The sequence below is a fragment of the Nocardioides sp. Leaf374 genome, assembly GCF_916862475.1.
GTDB lineage: Bacteria > Actinomycetota > Actinomycetes > Propionibacteriales > Nocardioidaceae > Nocardioides > Nocardioides kribbensis.
In genome coordinates this window covers 74,516-90,818 of sequence record NZ_CAKASO010000005.1, presented here as the reverse complement: position 1 = coordinate 90,818, position 16,303 = coordinate 74,516, and the positions used below count along the sequence as shown (strand labels likewise).

Sequence of the window (16,303 nt, the reverse complement as noted above, 5' to 3'; positions counted from 1 at the left end):
AGTGACCTCCGTGGAGTTCCGAGACGTGGTGCGGCGTCGCCGCATGGTGCGCCGCTACAGCGACCGACCGGTCGACCCGGCCGTGGTGACCCGCGCGATCGAGCACGCGACCCGTGCGCCGAGCGCCGGCTTCAGCCAGGGCTGGGGCTTCCTGGTGCTGGAGGACCCCGCCGACGTGCGCCGCTTCTGGGAGGCCACCAGCGACGACGTGGACGACCCCGGCCCGTGGCTGGCGGGCATGATGACCGCGCCGGTGGTGATCGTGCCGTGCAGCAGCAAGTCGGCCTACCTCGCCCGCTACGCCGAGCCCGACAAGGGCTGGGAGGACCGTGCGGAGGCGCGCTGGGCCAAGCCCTACTGGCACATGGACGCCGCGATGGCCAGCCTGCTCATCCTGCAGACCGCGGTCGACGAGGGCCTGGGGGCCTGCTTCTTCGGTGTGCCCCCGGGGCGCGAGGCCGCGCTGCGCGAGGCGTTCGGGCTGCCCGACGAGGTCGACCCGATCGGGGTGGTCGCCCTGGGCCACCGGGTCGCCGACACCGGCAGCGCCGGCTCTCCGGCGCGCCGTGGGCGCCGGCCGCTGGAGGAGGTCCTCCACCGCGGCCGCTGGGGAGCCGGCGCGGGCGCCGCCACCGGCGCCGACGGTGCCGGTGGCGCCGACGGTGCCGACAGCAGGGCGGCGGACGACGACGGGTAGCGGCACCGAGCCAGTCCACCGGCCGCCGCGCGGCCGGTCAACGCGCCGGGGGGCCAGGCCGTCTCGGATCCGAGACGGCCCGTCCCCGGGGGGTCCGTAGGCTGGGGCACGCGGAGGTGAGGTCAGATGAGCGACGAGACCCGGGCGGCCCGCAGGGACCAGGCCGCCGACGAGCGCGAGCGGCGCAAGCGCAGCGGGCAGAGCGCGGCCGCCGCCCGCATCCAGCACCAGTCCAGCTGGGTCGACCAGCAGATCCGCGTGGCCATGGCCCGCGGCGACTTCGACGACCTGCCCGGCGCGGGCAAGCCGATCCAGGGCCTCGGCACCGACCACGACCCCGACTGGTGGGTCAAGAAGCTCGTCGAGCGCGAGCAGATCACCGGCGTGCTGCCGCCGAGCCTGGCCCTGCGCAAGGAGGACGCCGAGCTCGACGCCCGCCTCGACACCTTCACGATGGAGGCCGAGGCGCGCCGGGCGGTCGAGGACTTCAACGCCCGCGTGCTGCACGCTCGCTACACCCCCACCGACGGCCCGCCCCTCATCACCATGCCGCGCGACGTGGACGCGGCCCTCGCCGGCTGGCGGGCCCGGCGCGAGGAGCGGCGCGAGGCCCAGCGCCATGCGCTCGCCGCCCGGGCCGCGGCCGCTCCCGCCCCGCGGCGCCGCTGGTGGCACCGGCGCGCAGCCGACCGGTAGCCGCGGCCTCCCACCCGGCCGCCGACGCACCCACCAGCCCCACCCACCGACGCACCCTCCGGCCCACCCACGGCAGCGGCCCGCCCCCGTCCGTCCGGCGAGAGATCGGTCATACCCGTCGGTAACCGTGCGCTGCTACGTTCGCGCGCATGCGACCCAGCAAGGACTTCCTCCGCCCCCTCGCGGTGGGTGCGCCCACCCCGCCCACCGACATCCCGGCCCGCCCCAGCCGGGCGATCCACTTCTTCGACCCGAGCAACGCGAAGATGGCGGCCAAGATCCCGCAGATGGTCGGCGGCGTCGACGTCCTGCTGGGCAACCTCGAGGACGCGGTCAAGGCCGACAACAAGGTGGCCGCGCGGGAGGGCCTCGTGCGGATCGGCCAGGAGACCGAGGGCCTCGGCGGGCCCGACAGCCCCACGCAGCTGTGGACGCGCATCAACTCCCTCGACAGCCCGTGGGCCCTCGACGACCTCACCACGCTGGTGCCGGCGATCGGCCACAAGCTCGACGTGGTCATGGTGCCGAAGGTGCAGGGCGCCGAGGACATCCACTACGTCGACCGCCTGCTGGCCCAGCTCGAGGCCAAGGCCGGTCTCGACCGCCCGATCCTGGTGCACGCCATCCTCGAGACCGCGCGCGGCATGGCCAACGTCGAGGAGATCTGCGGCGCGAGCCCGCGCATGCAGGGCCTCAGCCTGGGCCCGGCCGACCTGGCCGCCGACCGCCGCATGAAGACCACCCGCGTCGGCGGCGGCCACCCCGGCTACCTCGTGCGCCAGGACCCGCCCCGCAACGAGCTCGGCGTCGCCGAGATCGAGGCGCCGCGCTCGGTCTTCCAGCAGGACCTGTGGCACTACACCATCGCCCGCATGGTCGACGCCTGCGCGATGCACGGCATCTACCCCTACTACGGCCCCTTCGGCGACATCGCCGACGTCGTGGCCTGCGAGGACCAGTTCCGCAACGCCTTCCTGCTCGGCTGCGTCGGCACGTGGAGCCTGCACCCCAAGCAGATCGCCATCGCCCACCGGGTCTTCAGCCCGTCGGTCGAGGACGTCGCGCACGCCCGGCGCGTGGTCGCGGCCATGGGCGACGGCACGGGCGCGGTGATGCTCGACGGCAAGATGGAGGACGACGCCTCCCTCAAGCAGTGCCTGGTCATGGTGGAGCTGGCCGAGCAGCTGGCCGCCATCGACCCCGAGCTCGCCGAGCAGTACGCCGCCGCCGGGTCGGAGGACTGAGATGACCGAGCACCCCACCGCGCCCGAGACCCCCGCGCACACCCCGCTGCGCTCGGTGCTCTACATGCCCAGCTCCAACGAGCGCGCCCTGGAGAAGGCCAAGTCGCTGCCGTGCGACGGCCTCATCCTCGACCTCGAGGACGCCGTCGCCCCCGACGCCAAGCCCGCGGCGCGCGAGGCGGCCGCGGCCGCCGTGGCGTCGGGCGAGTACGGACGGCGCACCGTCACCATCCGCGTCAACGGCCTCGGCACCGAGTGGCACGACGCCGACCTCGTGGCCGCCGCCCAGGCCGGCCCCGCCGGCGTCGTGGTGCCGAAGGTCGGCAGCGCCGACGAGGTCCGTGCCCTGGTCGCCGCCCTGGAGAAGGCCGGCGCCCCCGACCACACCCGGCTGTGGGCCATGGTCGAGACCCCGCAGGCCATCCTCGACGTGCGCGAGATCGCCGCCGCCTCCGACCGGCTCGCGGTGCTGGTGATGGGCACCAACGACCTGGTCAAGGAGCTCTACGCCGAGCACGTGCCCGGCCGCGCGCCGCTGCTCACCTCGCTGTCGCTGTCGCTGCTGGCCGCCCGGGCCGCCGGCGTCGCGATCCTCGACGGTGTCTACAACGACGTGAAGGACGCCGACGGGTTCCTCGCCGAGTGCCGCCAGGGCCGCGAGATGGGCTTCGACGGCAAGACCCTCATCCACCCCGGCCAGGTCGAGGGCGCCAACACCGCCTTCGCCCCGAGCCTCGAGGCGGTCGAGGACGCCCGCGGCGTGCTCCGGGCGTGGGAGGACGGTCGGGGCTCGGGCGTGGTGACCTACCGCGGCAAGATGGTGGAGAACCTCCACGTCGAGTCCGCGACCCGCACGCTGCGCATCCACGAGGCGATCACCGCGCTGCAGTGACCCGGCGGTGATCCTGGCGGTGGTCCGGGCGGTGGTGTGATGGGGGCGTGAGCCTCCTCGACGCGTTCCACACCAGCATCCGCCTCGCCGGGCGGGAGGACGAGCCCGCACCCGGCATCGTCCTCGACACCGACGGCCCGGTGCGTCGTCGCTACCCGGCGACGCCCGGGTCGTCGTACTGCATGGTCGAGTGCCCGGAGGGTCTCGGCGAGGACCCCGACCACTGGATCGCGCGGCAGGTGGCGTTCTTCTCCGGGCGCGGGGAGCAGGTGGAGTGGAAGACCTACTCCTACGACTCCCCCGCCGACCTCGCCGACCGGCTCGTCGCGGCGGGCTTCGTCGCCGAGGACGAGGAGACGCTGCTGCTCGGCGAGGTCGCCGGGCTGGTCCACGACGTGGCGCTCCCCGACGGCGTCGCCCTGCGGCAGGTGAGCAGCGAGGAGGACCTCGCGCGGGTCGACGTCCTCCTGCGCACGATCTGGGGCGAGGGCCGCGACGACGGCTCGCTCGCCGCCGAGGTGCGCGCCGACCCCGACGCGCTCGACGTCGTCGTGGCGGAGGAGTCGCCCGCAGGGCCGGTGCTGTGCGCCGGGTGGCTGCGCTACACCCGCGGCACCGACTTCGCCAGCATGTGGGGCGGCTCGACGCTGCCGCAGTGGCGGCGTCGTGGGCTCTACCGGGCGACGGTCGCGCACCGCGCCGCGCTGGCCCGCGACCGCGGCCACCGCTACGTGCGCCTCGACACCTCGCCACAGTCGCGACCGATCCTCGAGCGGCTCGGCCTGCGGGCGGTCGCCACCACGACGCCCTACGTCCTCGACGGGCGCAGCGGCGCCGCGCGGTCTTCGTGAACCAGCCGTGAGCCGGTCGTGATGCGGTCGACGGCCGCCTGACCTGGGACGACGCCGCACGGTCACCCCCAGAGGTGAGCGCCGTCACAGTCGTCGGGGAGTAGACCTGGACCTCCACACTCTGGAGGGAGTCTCACATGGTCCTCATCGGACTTGTCCTGCTGCTCATCGGCATCTTCGCGTCCATCCCGCTGCTCACGACGGTCGGCATCATCCTGCTGGTCGTCGGCCTGGTCCTGAACCTCGTGCCGATCGGAGGCACCCGACGGCGGGTCTTCTGACCCCCGCTCGGCGACCAGCACGACCGCGGCACGACCGCGCCGCACGACGACCCCCGGCCCTCGGTCGGGGGTCGTCGTCGTGAGGCGCCGCGCAGCCGGTCAGCCCCAGAGGTCGCGGACCCGGTCGACCCACGCGGCGGCCTGGGCGTGCCCGGCGCGGGCCGAGGGTGGGCGCGCCGCGGGGTCGAGCACGTTGCGGCCGATGGCCGCCCGGGCGTCGTCGTCGGGCGTGATCACCAGGTGGGCCACGCCCAGGTCGGCGAGCTGCCGACTCGCGCTGCGCAGTGGCCCGACGCCCCGGTCGGCGGGGGCGAGCACGACCACGGGGTCGCAACCCTCGGCGAGGTCGGCGTTGGTGCCCGAGCGCACGCCGCCGTCGACGTAGGTGCGCCCCAGGATCGGGATGGGCGGGTAGACGCACGGTACGGCGCAGCTGGCGTTGACGGCGTCCTCGAGGCCCACGTCGCCGCCGGGCCCGAAGCGCACCAGCTCCCCGGTGGCGACCTCGACGGCGGTCACGACGAGGTCACGCTCGGGCCAGGTGGTGCTGGTGAGGCGGCGTCGCACCTGCGCGTAGCGCTCCTCGACGCTGGGGGTGCGCCCCGCGGCCGCCAGGCGTACGGCGCGCCGCCCCAGCACCCGGCCGAAGCGCTCGACGTCGCCGCGCGAGGCCAGCAGCCCCAGCGCGAACTGCGCCACGACGCCCACCCCGATCCGCGCCGGCGGGTCGGTGTCGGTGGGGGGCAGCAGCTGACGGCGGTAGAGCTCCTCGAGGCCGACGCCGCTGGTGACCTGCGCCCCCACGATGGAGCCCGCCGACGTGCCGACGACCCGGTCGGCGACGGTCAGGTCCACCCCCGCCTCGGCCAGGCCGGCGAGCAGGCCGGTCTCCCAGGCGATCCCGGTGATGCCGCCGCCGCCCAGGACCAGTCCGCGTCTCGTCACGGCGCCATCCTGCCCTCCCCCCGCCCGACGGGGGCGCGGCGCGCGGAGCGCGGACCTCAGCCCTCGTGCCGCTCGCCCGCGTCGAGCCGGGCCACCCGCCGCGGGCCCGCGGTGCGCCGGTAGGACGCGTCGACCAGCTCGGCCACCTCGGCCCACTGCTCCTCCCACCCCGGCGACCCGGGTGCCGCGAGGTCGAGGCCGACCCAGCCCGAGGGACCCAGGTAGGCCGGCACGAACGAGCGCGGGTCGCCCAGCACGGCCTCGCGCTCGCCGGGCTCGAGCAGCACCACCACGCAGCGGGGGTGCTGCACCCAGGCGCCGTCGACGCGCCGGGAGCAGCCGTAGTAGGCGAAGACCTTGCCGCGCGGGGCGGCGAAGAAGGCGGGGCGGCCGTGGGAGACCTTCACCGCGGCGTCGGGCAGGGCCAGCGCGAGCGTGCGCAGCCGCAGCAGGGCGGGGTCGTCGTCGTCGAACATTGGCGGGTGGGCCACGCCTCAGGTTGGCTCCCAGCCGGCGAGGAAGTCCAGCACCACCGCCGCCGGCATCTCGCACGGGCGGAAGCGGTCGGCGCCGTCGCCGGGCGAGTAGAGGTTGGCGCTCACCACCGCCGTACCGCCGCGCTCCTCGGCCCACACCTTCTGCGAGCGGCCGCCGACCTGCTCGCTGCGGGTCAGCGACCAGGTGCGCCCGGCGTAGCGCACGGTGCTGTGGCCCAGCGGCACCCGCGCGAAGAGCCGCGCGGCCTCCGTGGCCTCCTGGTCCACCTCGGGCTCGGGTCGGGGCGCGGGGTCGGGCACGCCGCCATCATGGCGCGCTCCCGGGCGCCCGACATGGCGGCCGGCGCGGCGGCCGGCGCGGCGGCCGACGCGGGCGGCGATGATGGGGCGCGTGAGAGCGGTGGTGCAGCGGGTGACGTCGGCGCGCGTCGAGGTGGCGGGGGCCGACGGGCCCGCGGTGGTGGGGGCGATCGAGCGGCCGGGCCTGCTGGTCTACCTCGGCGTCACCCACGACGACGGGCCCGCCGACGTGGCCTGGGTGGCCCGCAAGGTGTGGGAGCTGCGGCTGCTGCGCGGTGAGGTCTCCGCCTCCGAGGCCGGGGCCCCGGTGCTGGTCGTCAGCCAGTTCACGCTCTACGGCGACGCGCGCAAGGGGCGCCGGCCCACCTGGCACGCGGCCGCTCCCGGCCCGGTCAGCGAGCCGCTCTACGACGCGGTCTGCGCCGAGCTCGAGCGTCTCGGCGCCGAGGTCGCCCGCGGCGTCTTCGGCGCCGACATGGCCGTCACCTCCGTCAACGACGGCCCGATCACCCTCGTCCTCGACTCCCCCCGCCCCCACGCTGGGTGAGCGGGCAGCGCCACCCGCCCCGGTGGTTGAGGAGGGAGCGCCAGCGACCGTCTCGAAACCACCCCACCCGGGGTGGTTGAGGAGGGAGCGCCAGCGACCGTCTCGAAACCACCCCACCCGGGGTGGTTGAGGAGGGAGCGCCAGCGACCGTCTCGAAACCACCCCACCCGGAGGCCTCGAGACTTTCGCCGCTGCGCTCCCCCTCCTCGACCACCCCCGCCACCCCTGCAGAGACGCAGACCACACGCCGATCCGTGCTCGCCCCTGACGGCCCGGCGCCGCGCGGCGCACACTGACGCCATGTCCCCCGGTCCGGTCGCACCCCACCCCGCACCCGACGTTCGGCGACCCCCCGCGGGCGCGCCCGGTCGCACCTGGCCGCTGGTGGTCGCGATGGCGGCGGCGGCGACCCTGGGCTGGCTGCCCTTCGTCGGCCGCGACGTCGGGCCCGACGAGGGCGGCCTGCTGCTGGTGGCGGCGCAGTGGGCGCCGGGCCCGTCGGTCTACGGCGACTACTTCGTCGACCGCCCGCCGGTGCTCCTCGCCCTGGTGGCGGCGGCCGAGCACCTCGGCGGTCTCGTCGGGCTGCGGCTGCTCGGCACGCTGGCGGTGGTGGCCTGCGTGCTGCTGGCCGGCCTCGTCGGGCGGCTCGCCGCCCCCGGCACCCGCTGGGGTCCGCTGATGGCGGCCGGTGCGGCGGCCGCGCTGACGGCCACCCCGCTCTTCGGTGGCACGGTGGTCGACGCGGAGATCCTGGGCGTGCCCTTCCTGCTGGCCGGCACGGCCGCGACCCTCGCAGCGCTCACCGCGCCCGACGCACGGCGGGCCGCCCTCCGGGGCGCGCTGGCCGGCGCGGCCGCCGTGGCCGCCGCGCTCACGAAGCAGAACCTCGTGGACGTCGGCGTGCTCCTCGCCGCCCTGGCCGTCACCGGGCTCCTCGCCCGTCGCGGCGTCGCGCGGCTGCGGCCCCTGCTGGCCGGCGCGGTCGCCGGCGGCCTCGCGGCCCTCGTCCTGGCGCTGGTCGGTGCGGCGACCCGCGGCACCGGACCGGTCGAGCTGTGGCGGGCCGTGGTGACCTTCCGCAGCCAGGCGGGCCGGGTCATCGCGACGGCCGACCCGCCGTCGTCGGCCGACCGGTTCGTGGTGATGCTCGTGGCGCTGCTCGCCAGCGGCGCTCCGCTGCTGCTGGCCGCCCTTGCGCCGTCCTTGCGCCGCGCGGTGCCCCTCGGGCCCGACCGGCTCGACCTGCGCTGGGCCGCCGCCGCCGTGCTGGCCTGGGAGTGCGTGGGGGTGGCGCTGGGTGGCAGCTACTGGCTGCACTACCTGACCGGCCTGGTGCCCGGCATCGTGCTCGTCGCCGCCCTGGCCGCACGCACCCCGCCCCGGCCTCCCGGCTGGCGGCGGCGCGCGCTGGTCACGGCGTACGCCGGCACGGCCCTGTCGGCCGCGGTCGCGGTCGGGTGGGTGGGGGTGCACCCGATCGAGCGCTCCGAGCTCGCGGTGTCGGCGTGGCTGGTGGACCACGGCAGTCCGGGCGACACCGCGGTCGTGGCCTTCGGGGAGCCCAACGTGCTGTGGGCGGCGGGGATGTCCAGCCCCTACGAGCAGCTGTGGAGCCTGCCGGTGCGCGTCTCCGACCCCGACCTGCGCGAGCTCGCCGCGGTGCTGGAGGGCCCGCGGCGCCCGACCTGGCTGGTGGTCGCCGGTCGCTCGCTGCTCACCTGGGGCGTCGACCCCGACGCGGCCGAGCCCGCGGTGGCCGCCCACTACCGCGAGGTCGCCGTGGTCGCGGGCTACACCGTGCTGGAGGTGCGCCGGTGAGGTCGCCGCTCACCGGTCGCACCGACGGGCTCCCGCGCGACCTCGCGCCCTTCCCGCCGACCCGCCCCGTGGCGCGCGCCCGGGCCCTCGCCGCGGTGGCCGCCCTGCTGGCGGTGTGGGTCGCGCTCGTCGGCATCCCCAACGACACCGTCGGCGTGGCGCTGTGGCTCTGGCTGGTCGCGCTGGCCTGGCACGCCGACGCCCCGCCCGCGCGCCGCTGGGACTTCGCCCGCGACTGGTGGCTCCCGATGCTGCTGCTGGTCGTCTACTGGCTCCTGCGGGGCCTGGCCGACCAGACCGGCGTGCCGGTGCACGTCGAGACCCCGGTGCGCCTCGACGCCTGGCTGGGCGGAGGCACGGTGCCGACGGTGTGGCTGCAGCGCGAGCTGTGCGGGGTGCCCTGCGACCCCGACGGCGCGCCCCGGTGGTGGGACGTCGCGCTCACCACCGTCTACGCCTCGCACTTCCTCGTCGCCCAGGTGCTCGCCGGGGTGCTGTGGCTGCGCGACCGCGTCGTGTGGCTGGCCTGGATGCGGCGGCTGGTGGTGCTCAACCTGTGCGGGCTGGTCGTCTACGTCCTCTACCCCATGGCGCCGCCCTGGATGGCCGCCGACCTCGGCGCGCTGCCCCCGGTGGAGCGGATCAGCGGCCGCGGCTGGTCGGAGCTGGGTCTGCACCGGCAGAGCATGGTGCTGCTCGGCATGTCCAACAAGGTCGCTGCGATGCCCTCGCTGCACGCCGGCACGGCCTTCCTGGTGGCCTTCTTCGCCCTCGGTCGACTGCGCTCACGGTGGCGGTGGCTGCTGCTGGCCTACCCGCTGGCGATGTGCGTGACGCTCGTCCACGGCGGCGAGCACTACGTCGTCGACACCCTCGCCGGCGCGGCGCTCGCCCTCGCCGTCGCGGTCGGCTGCAGCGTGTGGGAGCGGCGTACGGCGGCCCGCGACTCCGCCCGCGACTCCGCCCACGACTCAGCCCATGACTCAGCCCACGACTCCGAGGGCCTCAGTCGCGGACGACCGGCTCCATCGGCACCGTGACGCCCCGCTCGGCGGCGACCTCGCCGGCGCGGGAGTAGCCCGCGTCGACGTGGCGGATGACGCCCATGGCCGGGTCGTTGGTCAGCACCCGCTCGAGCTTCTCTGCGGCCAGCGGGGTGCCGTCGGCCACGCACACCTGGCCGGCGTGGATCGAGCGTCCCATGCCGACGCCGCCGCCGTGGTGGAGCGAGACCCACGACGCACCGGAGGCGGTGCTGACCAACGCGTTGAGCAGGGCCCAGTCGGCGATGGCGTCGGAGCCGTCGAGCATCGCCTCGGTCTCGCGGTAGGGCGAGGCCACCGAGCCGCAGTCGAGGTGGTCGCGGCCGATGACCACCGGCGCCGAGAGCTCCCCGGAGGCCACCATCTCGTTGAAGCGCCGGCCGGCGCGGGCCCGCTCGCCCTGGCCCAGCCAGCAGATCCGGGCCGGGAGGCCCTGGAAATGCACCCGCTCCTGCGCCATCGCGATCCAGCGGTGGAGCCGGGCGTTGGCGGCGCTCTCCTCGGCGGGGAAGAGCTCGAGCACGGCGCGGTCGGTCGCGGCGATGTCGGCCGGGTCGCCGGAGAGCGCGGCCCACCGGAAGGGCCCGCGACCCTCGCAGAACTGCGGCCGGATGTAGGCCGGCACGAAGCCGGGGAAGGAGAAGGCGCGCTCGCAGCCCCCCTTGCGGGCCTCGTCGCGGATCGAGTTGCCGTAGTCGAAGACCTCGGCGCCGGCGTCCTGGAAGCCGACCATGGCCGCGACGTGCGCGGCCATCGACGCCCGCGCACGCAGCGTGAAGCCCTCGGGGTCGCGGGCGGCCTCCTCGCGCCAGGCCGCGGGGTCCACGCCGACGGGGAGGTAGGACAGCGGGTCGTGGGCGGAGGTCTGGTCGGTGACGACGTCGATCGGGGCACCCTGCGCGAGCAGCGCGGGGACGACCTCGGCCGCGTTGCCGAGCACGCCGATCGACAGCGGCCGCCGGGCGTCACGGGCCTCGACGGCGAGGGCGACCGCGTGCTCGAGGGAGTCGGCCTGCACGTCGAGGTAGCGGTGCTCCAGGCGCCGGGTGATGCGCGCCTGGTCGACCTCGACGCACAGCGCCACGCCGTCGTTCATGGTCACCGCCAGCGGCTGCGCCCCGCCCATGCCGCCGAGCCCGGCGGTGAGGGTGATCGTGCCGGCCAGGGTGCCGCCCCCGATCTTGTCGGCCACGGCGGCGAAGGTCTCGAAGGTGCCCTGGAGGATGCCCTGGGTGCCGATGTAGATCCACGACCCGGCCGTCATCTGGCCGTACATCGTCAGCCCCAGGTCCTCCAGGCGACGGAACTCCTCCCAGGTGGCCCAGTCGCCGACGAGGTGGGAGTTGGCGATCAGCACGCGCGGCGCCCAGGCGTGCGTGCGCATCACCCCGACCGGCTTGCCGCTCTGCACGAGCATCGTCTCGTCGTCGCCGAGGGTGGTGAGGGTCCGCACCAGGGCGTCGTAGGCCTCCCAGCTGCGGGCGGCGCGGCCGGTGCCGCCGTAGACGACGAGGTCATCGGGCCGCTCGGCGTTGTCGGGGTCGAGGTTGTTCATCAGCATCCGCAGCGCGGCCTCGGTCTGCCACGACCGGGCGGTCAGCGTCGTGCCGCGCGCGGCCCGGATCGGCAGCCGCGGGTTACCGCCCCCACCCCCGGCGCTCGCGGCCCCCGCGCTCGCGGCACCGGCGGGCGTGCGGACGTCCCCGCTCATCGCAGCGCTCCGGTGACCGACTCGGCGGCGGCCACGACGGCGCCCGAGGCCACGAGACCGACCGCGACCTCGATCTCCGGGGCGAGGTGGCGGTCGGGGCCGGGGCCGTCGAGCCCGTGCTCGCGCAGCAGCCGCACGACGGCGCCGGTGGCCGGGGAGGGCGCGAGGCCCGCGGTGTCGCCGGTGGTGGAGCGCAGGTCGAGGGCGCGGGCCGCGGTCATCACCTCGATCGCCACCACGCGGGTCAGGCCGTCGACGGCGCGGCGCAGCTTGCGGGCCGCGCCCCAGCCCATCGACACGTGGTCCTCCTGCATCGCCGAGCTCGGGATCGAGTCGACCGAGGCCGGCGCGGCGAGCCGCTTGAGCTCGGAGACGATCGCCGCCTGCGTGTACTGCGCGATCATCAGCCCGCTGTCGACACCGGGGTCGTGGGCGAGGAAGGGCGGCAGTCCGTGGCTGCGCGCCCGGTCGAGGAAGCGGTCGGTGCGCCGCTCGCTGATCGAGGCGACGTCGGCGGCCACGATGGCCAGGAAGTCGAGCACGTAGGCGACCGGGGCGCCGTGGAAGTTGCCGTTGGACTCCACGGTGTCGCCGAGCACGACCGGATTGTCGACGGCCGAGGCCAGCTCGACCTCGGCCACCCGCGCGGCGTGGTCGACGGTGTCGCGGGCGGCGCCGTGCACCTGCGGCGAGCAGCGCAGCGAGTAGGCGTCCTGGACGCGGTGGCACCCGGGCCCGCGGTGGGAGGCCATCAGCGGGGAGTCGGCGAGCAGCGCGACCAGGTTGGCGGCCGAGGCGCCCTGCCCCGGGTGGGGGCGCAGGGCCTGCAGCGCGGCGGCGAAGACCCGGTCGGTGCCGAGCTGGCCCTCCACCGACATCGCGGCGGCCACGTCGGCGGTGCGCAGCAGGCGGCGCAGGTCGGCGATCGCCATCACCAGCATGCCGAGCATGCCGTCGGTGCCGTTGATGAGGGCCAGGCCCTCCTTCTCGGCCAGCTCGACGGGTCGCAGCCCGGCCGCGGCCAGCGCCTCGCCGGCCGGGCGCAGCACCCCGCCGGCGTCGCGCACCGGCCCCTCGCCCATGAGGGCCAGCGCGCAGTGCGACAGCGGAGCGAGGTCGCCGGAGCAGCCCAGCGACCCGTGCTCGTGCACCACCGGCGTGATCCGGTGGGTCAGCAGCGCCGCGAGCAGCTCCGCGGTCTCGAGCCTGACCCCGGTGCGGCCGGTGGCCAGGGTCGAGAGCCGCAGCAGCATGAGCGCGCGGGTCACCTCCACCTCGACCTCCGGTCCCGAGCCCGCGGCGTGGCTGCGCACCAGCGAGCGCTGCAGCTGTGCCCGCTGGGCGACCGGGATGTGGCGGGTCGCGAGCGCCCCGAAGCCGGTGCTCACGCCGTACGCCGGCACGTCGCCGGCCGCCAGCAGCTCCACCACCTCGCGGGCGGCGCCGATCGCGCTCCGGGCCTCGGGGGCGAGCACGACGGGGGCGCCGTCGCGGGCGACGGCCACGACGTCGGCGGGGGTGACCGGACCGGTGCCGACCACCACGGCCGCGCCGTGGTCGCCGGTGGCCCGGTCGGCGTCGTGGCTCCGGTGGTCGGTGCTGGGGTCGGTGACGGTGTCCATGGGCCCAGTCTCGGCAGCCGGCCGGGTCGCCGACAGGGCCGTCCGACCACCACTGTCTCGGATCCGAGACGAATCGGCCGGGCCCGCCGACCGGTGCCACCGCGGTGGTCTCGACCACCCGTCGGCCCGACGGAGGACCTGTCAGCCTGACGAGACGACGGCCGGCACCGGCGCCGCGGGGCGGTCGGGCGCTCCCGTCGCCCCGCGCGGAGCGCCAACCGAACTGGATCGGATCCAAGTCTCACGAATTTAGGCGGTCTAGCCCGCGAGACCCCCGCGATGTGCAAAATGGATCGCGGAAGTCACATTTGAGATGTGTCTTACCCGCGTCCGGCTGAGGGAGGTCGGCGCGTCCTCCCCCTCAGCAGCAGGAGTCTCTCTATGCGTTCTCGCCTGGTCCCCGTCGCGACGGCGCTCGCCGTCGCGGCCTCGACCGCCCTCATGATGGCCCCCACCTCGACGGCGGCCCCCGCCGCCGGCGGCGACAGCTCGGCCAAGCTGACCAACACCAACTTCGCCTTCACCGCGACCGGCTACGGCACCCTCGTCGAGGGCGGCATGGTCCCGGCCGACTCCGGCACCACCGGCTTCAGCACCATCGCGTGCACCAACCAGGCCGGCAAGACCCGCGACAACTACATCGCCGAGGTGAACGTGCCCGGCCTCGGCACCATCTCCGGTGTCCGCACCGACGTGCAGACCCGCCAGCGCAAGAACAAGGTCTTCTCCCTGGCCAAGCACTCCGTCGCCGACGTCTCGATCCTCGACACCCCCCTCGGGTCGCTGTCGATCACCGGGGTCTCGGCCACCTCGCGCGTCACCTACACCAAGTCGGGCCCCGACAAGGGCTTCAAGACCGCCACCAACACCTCGGTGCTCGGCATCAAGCTCCAGCCCGCCGGCGGCCTGCCCGCGCAGACGCTGCCCCTGCCCACGCCTGACCAGCCGATCGAGATCCCCGGCCTGGCCACCATCTCGCTGGGCAAGAGCATCGAGAAGAAGAACCGCCAGGGCGCCACGGCCTACGCCAACGCCCTCTTCATCCACGTCATCCCGACCGACACCACCGTCAAGGTCGCCCGCAGCGCCGCCAAGCTCGAGCGTGGCGCGGTCTCCGGGATCTTCAACGGCAACTCCAGCCCCGTGCGCGCCGACGTCATCGGCGACCTCATCCGGGTCGGCCGCGCCGTCAACTCGATCATGCCGTGCACCGGCACCGACGGCGAGCTGAAGAAGAAGAGCGCCGCCAGCGTCAACCTGGCCGACCAGGTCGTCGTCGACGGCGCCTACAGCCAGCAGCGCGCCAACCAGGTCAAGGGCCGCGCGAGCGGCACCGAGGAGTCCGGCGTCGCCAAGATCTCCCTCGGCGGCGACGCCCTGGTCATCGAGGGCCTCCAGGCGAAGGTCAACGTGGTCCGCAAGGGCGGCAAGGTGACCAAGAACGGCTTCACGAAGTTCGTCGGCATCACTGCCGGCGGTCAGGCCCAGGAGCTCGACCAGCTGCCCGAGACCATCGAGATCCCCGGCGTCGGCCTGGTCAAGCTGGAGTTCAACCTCAAGCGCAAGACCGCCTGGGGCATGAAGGTCGTCGCGCTGCGCATCACGCTGCTCGAGGCCGGCGGCGACGACGTCGACTCGGTCGTCAACATCGGCGAGGCCAAGCTCCGCATCCAGCCGCTCGGCAGCTGACCCGCCGCGGCGGTCGCCACCGGCCCGTCGCACCACCGCCGCGCCACGCGGCACCCGTCCCCACCCGACCGGCCCGGTCCCCTCACGCAGGGGGCCGGGCCGGTCGGCGTACCGGGCCCTGCTCCGGAGGCGGACCGGCCCTGGCCGCGGACTGGGACGCGGCGCGCGGGCGGGCCCGGCGGGGCTTGTACTGGACCGGTGACCACCCCGCCCTCGACCGCGACCCGGCCGGCGACCGAGGTCGGCGCGGCTCGCCGCTGGGCCATGCTGGCGGCCTCGACGACGGCGCAGGCGGCGGCCGGCATCACCATCCACGGGCCCGCGTTCCTCATCCCCGTGCTCGTCGCCGACGGCGGGCTCAGCCTCGCCCAGGCCGGTCTCGTCGCCGCCGCACCGACGCTCGGCGTCACCCTCACGCTGGTGGCGTGGGGGGCGCTGGCCGACGCCCGCGGCGAGCGCGCCACGCTGCTGGTCGGGCTCGTGCTCACCGCCGCGCTCGGCGGCGTCGCCATGGCCGGAGGCGGTGTCGTCGCCCTGGCGCTGGCCCTGGCCGCGGCCGGGGCGGCCGCGGCGAGCACCGCCTCGGCCAGCGGGCGGGTGGTCGTCGGGTGGTTCCCGCCGCACCGTCGCGGCCTGGCCATGGGCATCCGGCAGATGGCCCAGCCGGCCGGGGTCGGGATCGCGGCCGTCACCATCGCCGTGGTCGCCGAGACCCGCGGCGTCACGGCGGCCCTCGGGGTGCCCGTCGCTGCCGCGCTGCTGGCCGCCGCCCTGGTCGCCGCGGTCGTCGTCGACCCGCCGCGGCCCGAGCGCCGCGAGGGCAGCGCCCCCAACCCCTACCGCGAGGACGGCTTCCTGGCCCGCGTGCACGCCGTGTCGGTGCTCCTGGTCGTACCGCAGTTCCTCGTGTGGACCTTCGCCCTCGTCTGGCTGGTGCAGGACCGCGGCTGGTCGGCGGCCGCGGCGGGCACGCTCGTCGCCGTCTCCCAGCTGCTCGGGGCGCTCGGGCGGGTGGCGGTCGGACAGCTCAGCGACGTCGTCGGGAGCCGGATCCGCCCGCTGCGCTGGGTCACGGTGGCGGCGGGGCTCTCGATGGCCGCCCTCGGCCTCGCCGCCGGGCTCGACGCGGCCGTGGCCGTGCCGCTGGTGGTGCTCGCCACCGTGGTCACGGTCGCCGACAACGGCCTGGCCTTCACCGCCGTCGCCGAGCGGGCCGGGCCGTTCTGGTCGGGGCGGGCGCTGGGTGCGCAGAACACCGCGCAGTACCTCGCCGCCTCCGCCGTCCCGCCCGTCGCCGGCCTGCTCGTGGCGCAGGCGGGGTACGCCGCCGCCTTCGCCCTGGCCGCCCTCTGCCCGCTGGCCGCGGTGGCCCTCGTGCCGGTGCGCGGGGAGCGCGCCCTGCGCTGAGGCGGCGGACCGGGCCGTCGGGTCAGGGCCGGGGATCAGGGCGGGGGATCGGGGCCGGGG

16 protein-coding genes are annotated in these 16,303 nt (G+C 75.7%); 11 read left to right on the top strand and 5 right to left on the bottom strand.

Annotated elements, in window-relative coordinates:
- Nucleotides 1-10 precede the first annotated feature (10 nt).
- The 6 genes from LPA27_RS03965 (at nucleotide 11) to LPA27_RS03940 (ending at nucleotide 4,661) form a co-directional block, all read left to right on the top strand.
- The gene (locus LPA27_RS03965) at nucleotides 11-697 is read left to right on the top strand and encodes a nitroreductase family protein (protein ID WP_228941586.1); all 687 of its coding nucleotides are present in this window, start codon (nucleotides 11-13) and stop codon (nucleotides 695-697) included.
- A gap of 126 nt (nucleotides 698-823) precedes the next feature.
- The gene (locus LPA27_RS03960; protein WP_228941585.1) at nucleotides 824-1,393 is read left to right on the top strand and encodes a DUF1992 domain-containing protein; all 570 of its coding nucleotides are present in this window, start codon (nucleotides 824-826) and stop codon (nucleotides 1,391-1,393) included.
- Between the two features lie 149 nt (nucleotides 1,394-1,542).
- Nucleotides 1,543-2,637, top strand: a complete 1,095-nt coding sequence (locus LPA27_RS03955) for an HpcH/HpaI aldolase/citrate lyase family protein (RefSeq protein ID WP_228941584.1) — start codon at nucleotides 1,543-1,545, stop codon at nucleotides 2,635-2,637.
- A gap of 1 nt (nucleotide 2,638) precedes the next feature.
- A complete protein-coding gene (locus LPA27_RS03950; RefSeq protein ID WP_228941583.1) occupies nucleotides 2,639-3,529 on the top strand; it encodes an HpcH/HpaI aldolase/citrate lyase family protein in 891 nt (296 codons plus the stop codon).
- Nucleotides 3,530-3,576: 47 nt separating this feature from the next.
- On the top strand, nucleotides 3,577-4,380 hold the full coding sequence (locus LPA27_RS03945; RefSeq protein ID WP_056864903.1) for a GNAT family N-acetyltransferase: 804 nt from the start codon (nucleotides 3,577-3,579) through the stop codon (nucleotides 4,378-4,380).
- A 137-nt stretch (nucleotides 4,381-4,517) separates the two neighbouring features.
- Nucleotides 4,518-4,661 (top strand): hypothetical protein, encoded by a 144-nt coding sequence (locus tag LPA27_RS03940; protein ID WP_165699050.1) that lies wholly within the window; start codon nucleotides 4,518-4,520, stop codon nucleotides 4,659-4,661.
- Nucleotides 4,662-4,760: 99 nt separating this feature from the next.
- Here LPA27_RS03940 and LPA27_RS03935 read toward each other — a convergent pair whose 3' ends face one another.
- From LPA27_RS03935 to LPA27_RS03925, 3 genes are read right to left on the bottom strand one after another with little or no spacing between them, the layout of a single operon-like run.
- Nucleotides 4,761-5,606: a patatin-like phospholipase family protein gene (locus LPA27_RS03935; RefSeq protein WP_228941582.1), complete on the bottom strand. Its 846-nt coding sequence runs from the start codon at nucleotides 5,604-5,606 to the stop codon at nucleotides 4,761-4,763.
- A 56-nt stretch (nucleotides 5,607-5,662) separates the two neighbouring features.
- Nucleotides 5,663-6,097: an MmcQ/YjbR family DNA-binding protein gene (locus LPA27_RS03930; protein WP_228941581.1), complete on the bottom strand. Its 435-nt coding sequence runs from the start codon at nucleotides 6,095-6,097 to the stop codon at nucleotides 5,663-5,665.
- A 3-nt stretch (nucleotides 6,098-6,100) separates the two neighbouring features.
- Complete coding sequence (locus LPA27_RS03925; protein WP_200919160.1) at nucleotides 6,101-6,403, bottom strand: peptide methionine sulfoxide reductase; 303 nt, start codon at nucleotides 6,401-6,403, stop codon at nucleotides 6,101-6,103.
- Between the two features lie 91 nt (nucleotides 6,404-6,494).
- Here LPA27_RS03925 and dtd point away from each other — a divergent pair, with 91 nt between their 5' ends.
- From dtd to LPA27_RS03910, 3 genes are all read left to right on the top strand, one after another.
- On the top strand, nucleotides 6,495-6,950 hold the full coding sequence (gene dtd, locus LPA27_RS03920) for a D-aminoacyl-tRNA deacylase (protein WP_056864906.1): 456 nt from the start codon (nucleotides 6,495-6,497) through the stop codon (nucleotides 6,948-6,950).
- Nucleotides 6,951-7,250: 300 nt separating this feature from the next.
- Entirely contained in the window at nucleotides 7,251-8,771 is a 1,521-nt protein-coding gene (locus LPA27_RS03915; protein ID WP_228941580.1) for a hypothetical protein, read from the top strand.
- Nucleotides 8,768-9,811, top strand: coding sequence for a phosphatase PAP2 family protein (locus tag LPA27_RS03910; protein ID WP_228941579.1), 1,044 nt, complete (start codon nucleotides 8,768-8,770; stop codon nucleotides 9,809-9,811). The genes LPA27_RS03915 and LPA27_RS03910 overlap by 4 nt, the downstream gene beginning before the upstream one ends.
- Here the strand turns inward: LPA27_RS03910 and hutU are convergent.
- Together hutU and hutH are read right to left on the bottom strand one after the other, a co-directional pair.
- Nucleotides 9,777-11,525, bottom strand: a complete 1,749-nt coding sequence (hutU, locus tag LPA27_RS03905) for a urocanate hydratase (protein ID WP_228941578.1) — start codon at nucleotides 11,523-11,525, stop codon at nucleotides 9,777-9,779. The genes LPA27_RS03910 and hutU overlap by 35 nt on opposite strands.
- Nucleotides 11,522-13,147, bottom strand: a complete 1,626-nt coding sequence (hutH, locus tag LPA27_RS03900; protein ID WP_228941577.1) for a histidine ammonia-lyase — start codon at nucleotides 13,145-13,147, stop codon at nucleotides 11,522-11,524. The genes hutU and hutH overlap by 4 nt, the downstream gene beginning before the upstream one ends.
- Nucleotides 13,148-13,528: 381 nt before the next feature.
- Here hutH and LPA27_RS03895 point away from each other — a divergent pair, with 381 nt between their 5' ends.
- Together LPA27_RS03895 and LPA27_RS03890 are read left to right on the top strand one after the other, a co-directional pair.
- Entirely contained in the window at nucleotides 13,529-14,836 is a 1,308-nt protein-coding gene (locus tag LPA27_RS03895; RefSeq protein WP_056864909.1) for a choice-of-anchor P family protein, read from the top strand.
- 198 nt (nucleotides 14,837-15,034) lie between these two features.
- On the top strand, nucleotides 15,035-16,243 hold the full coding sequence (locus LPA27_RS03890; protein ID WP_228941576.1) for an MFS transporter: 1,209 nt from the start codon (nucleotides 15,035-15,037) through the stop codon (nucleotides 16,241-16,243).
- Nucleotides 16,244-16,303 lie beyond the last annotated feature (60 nt).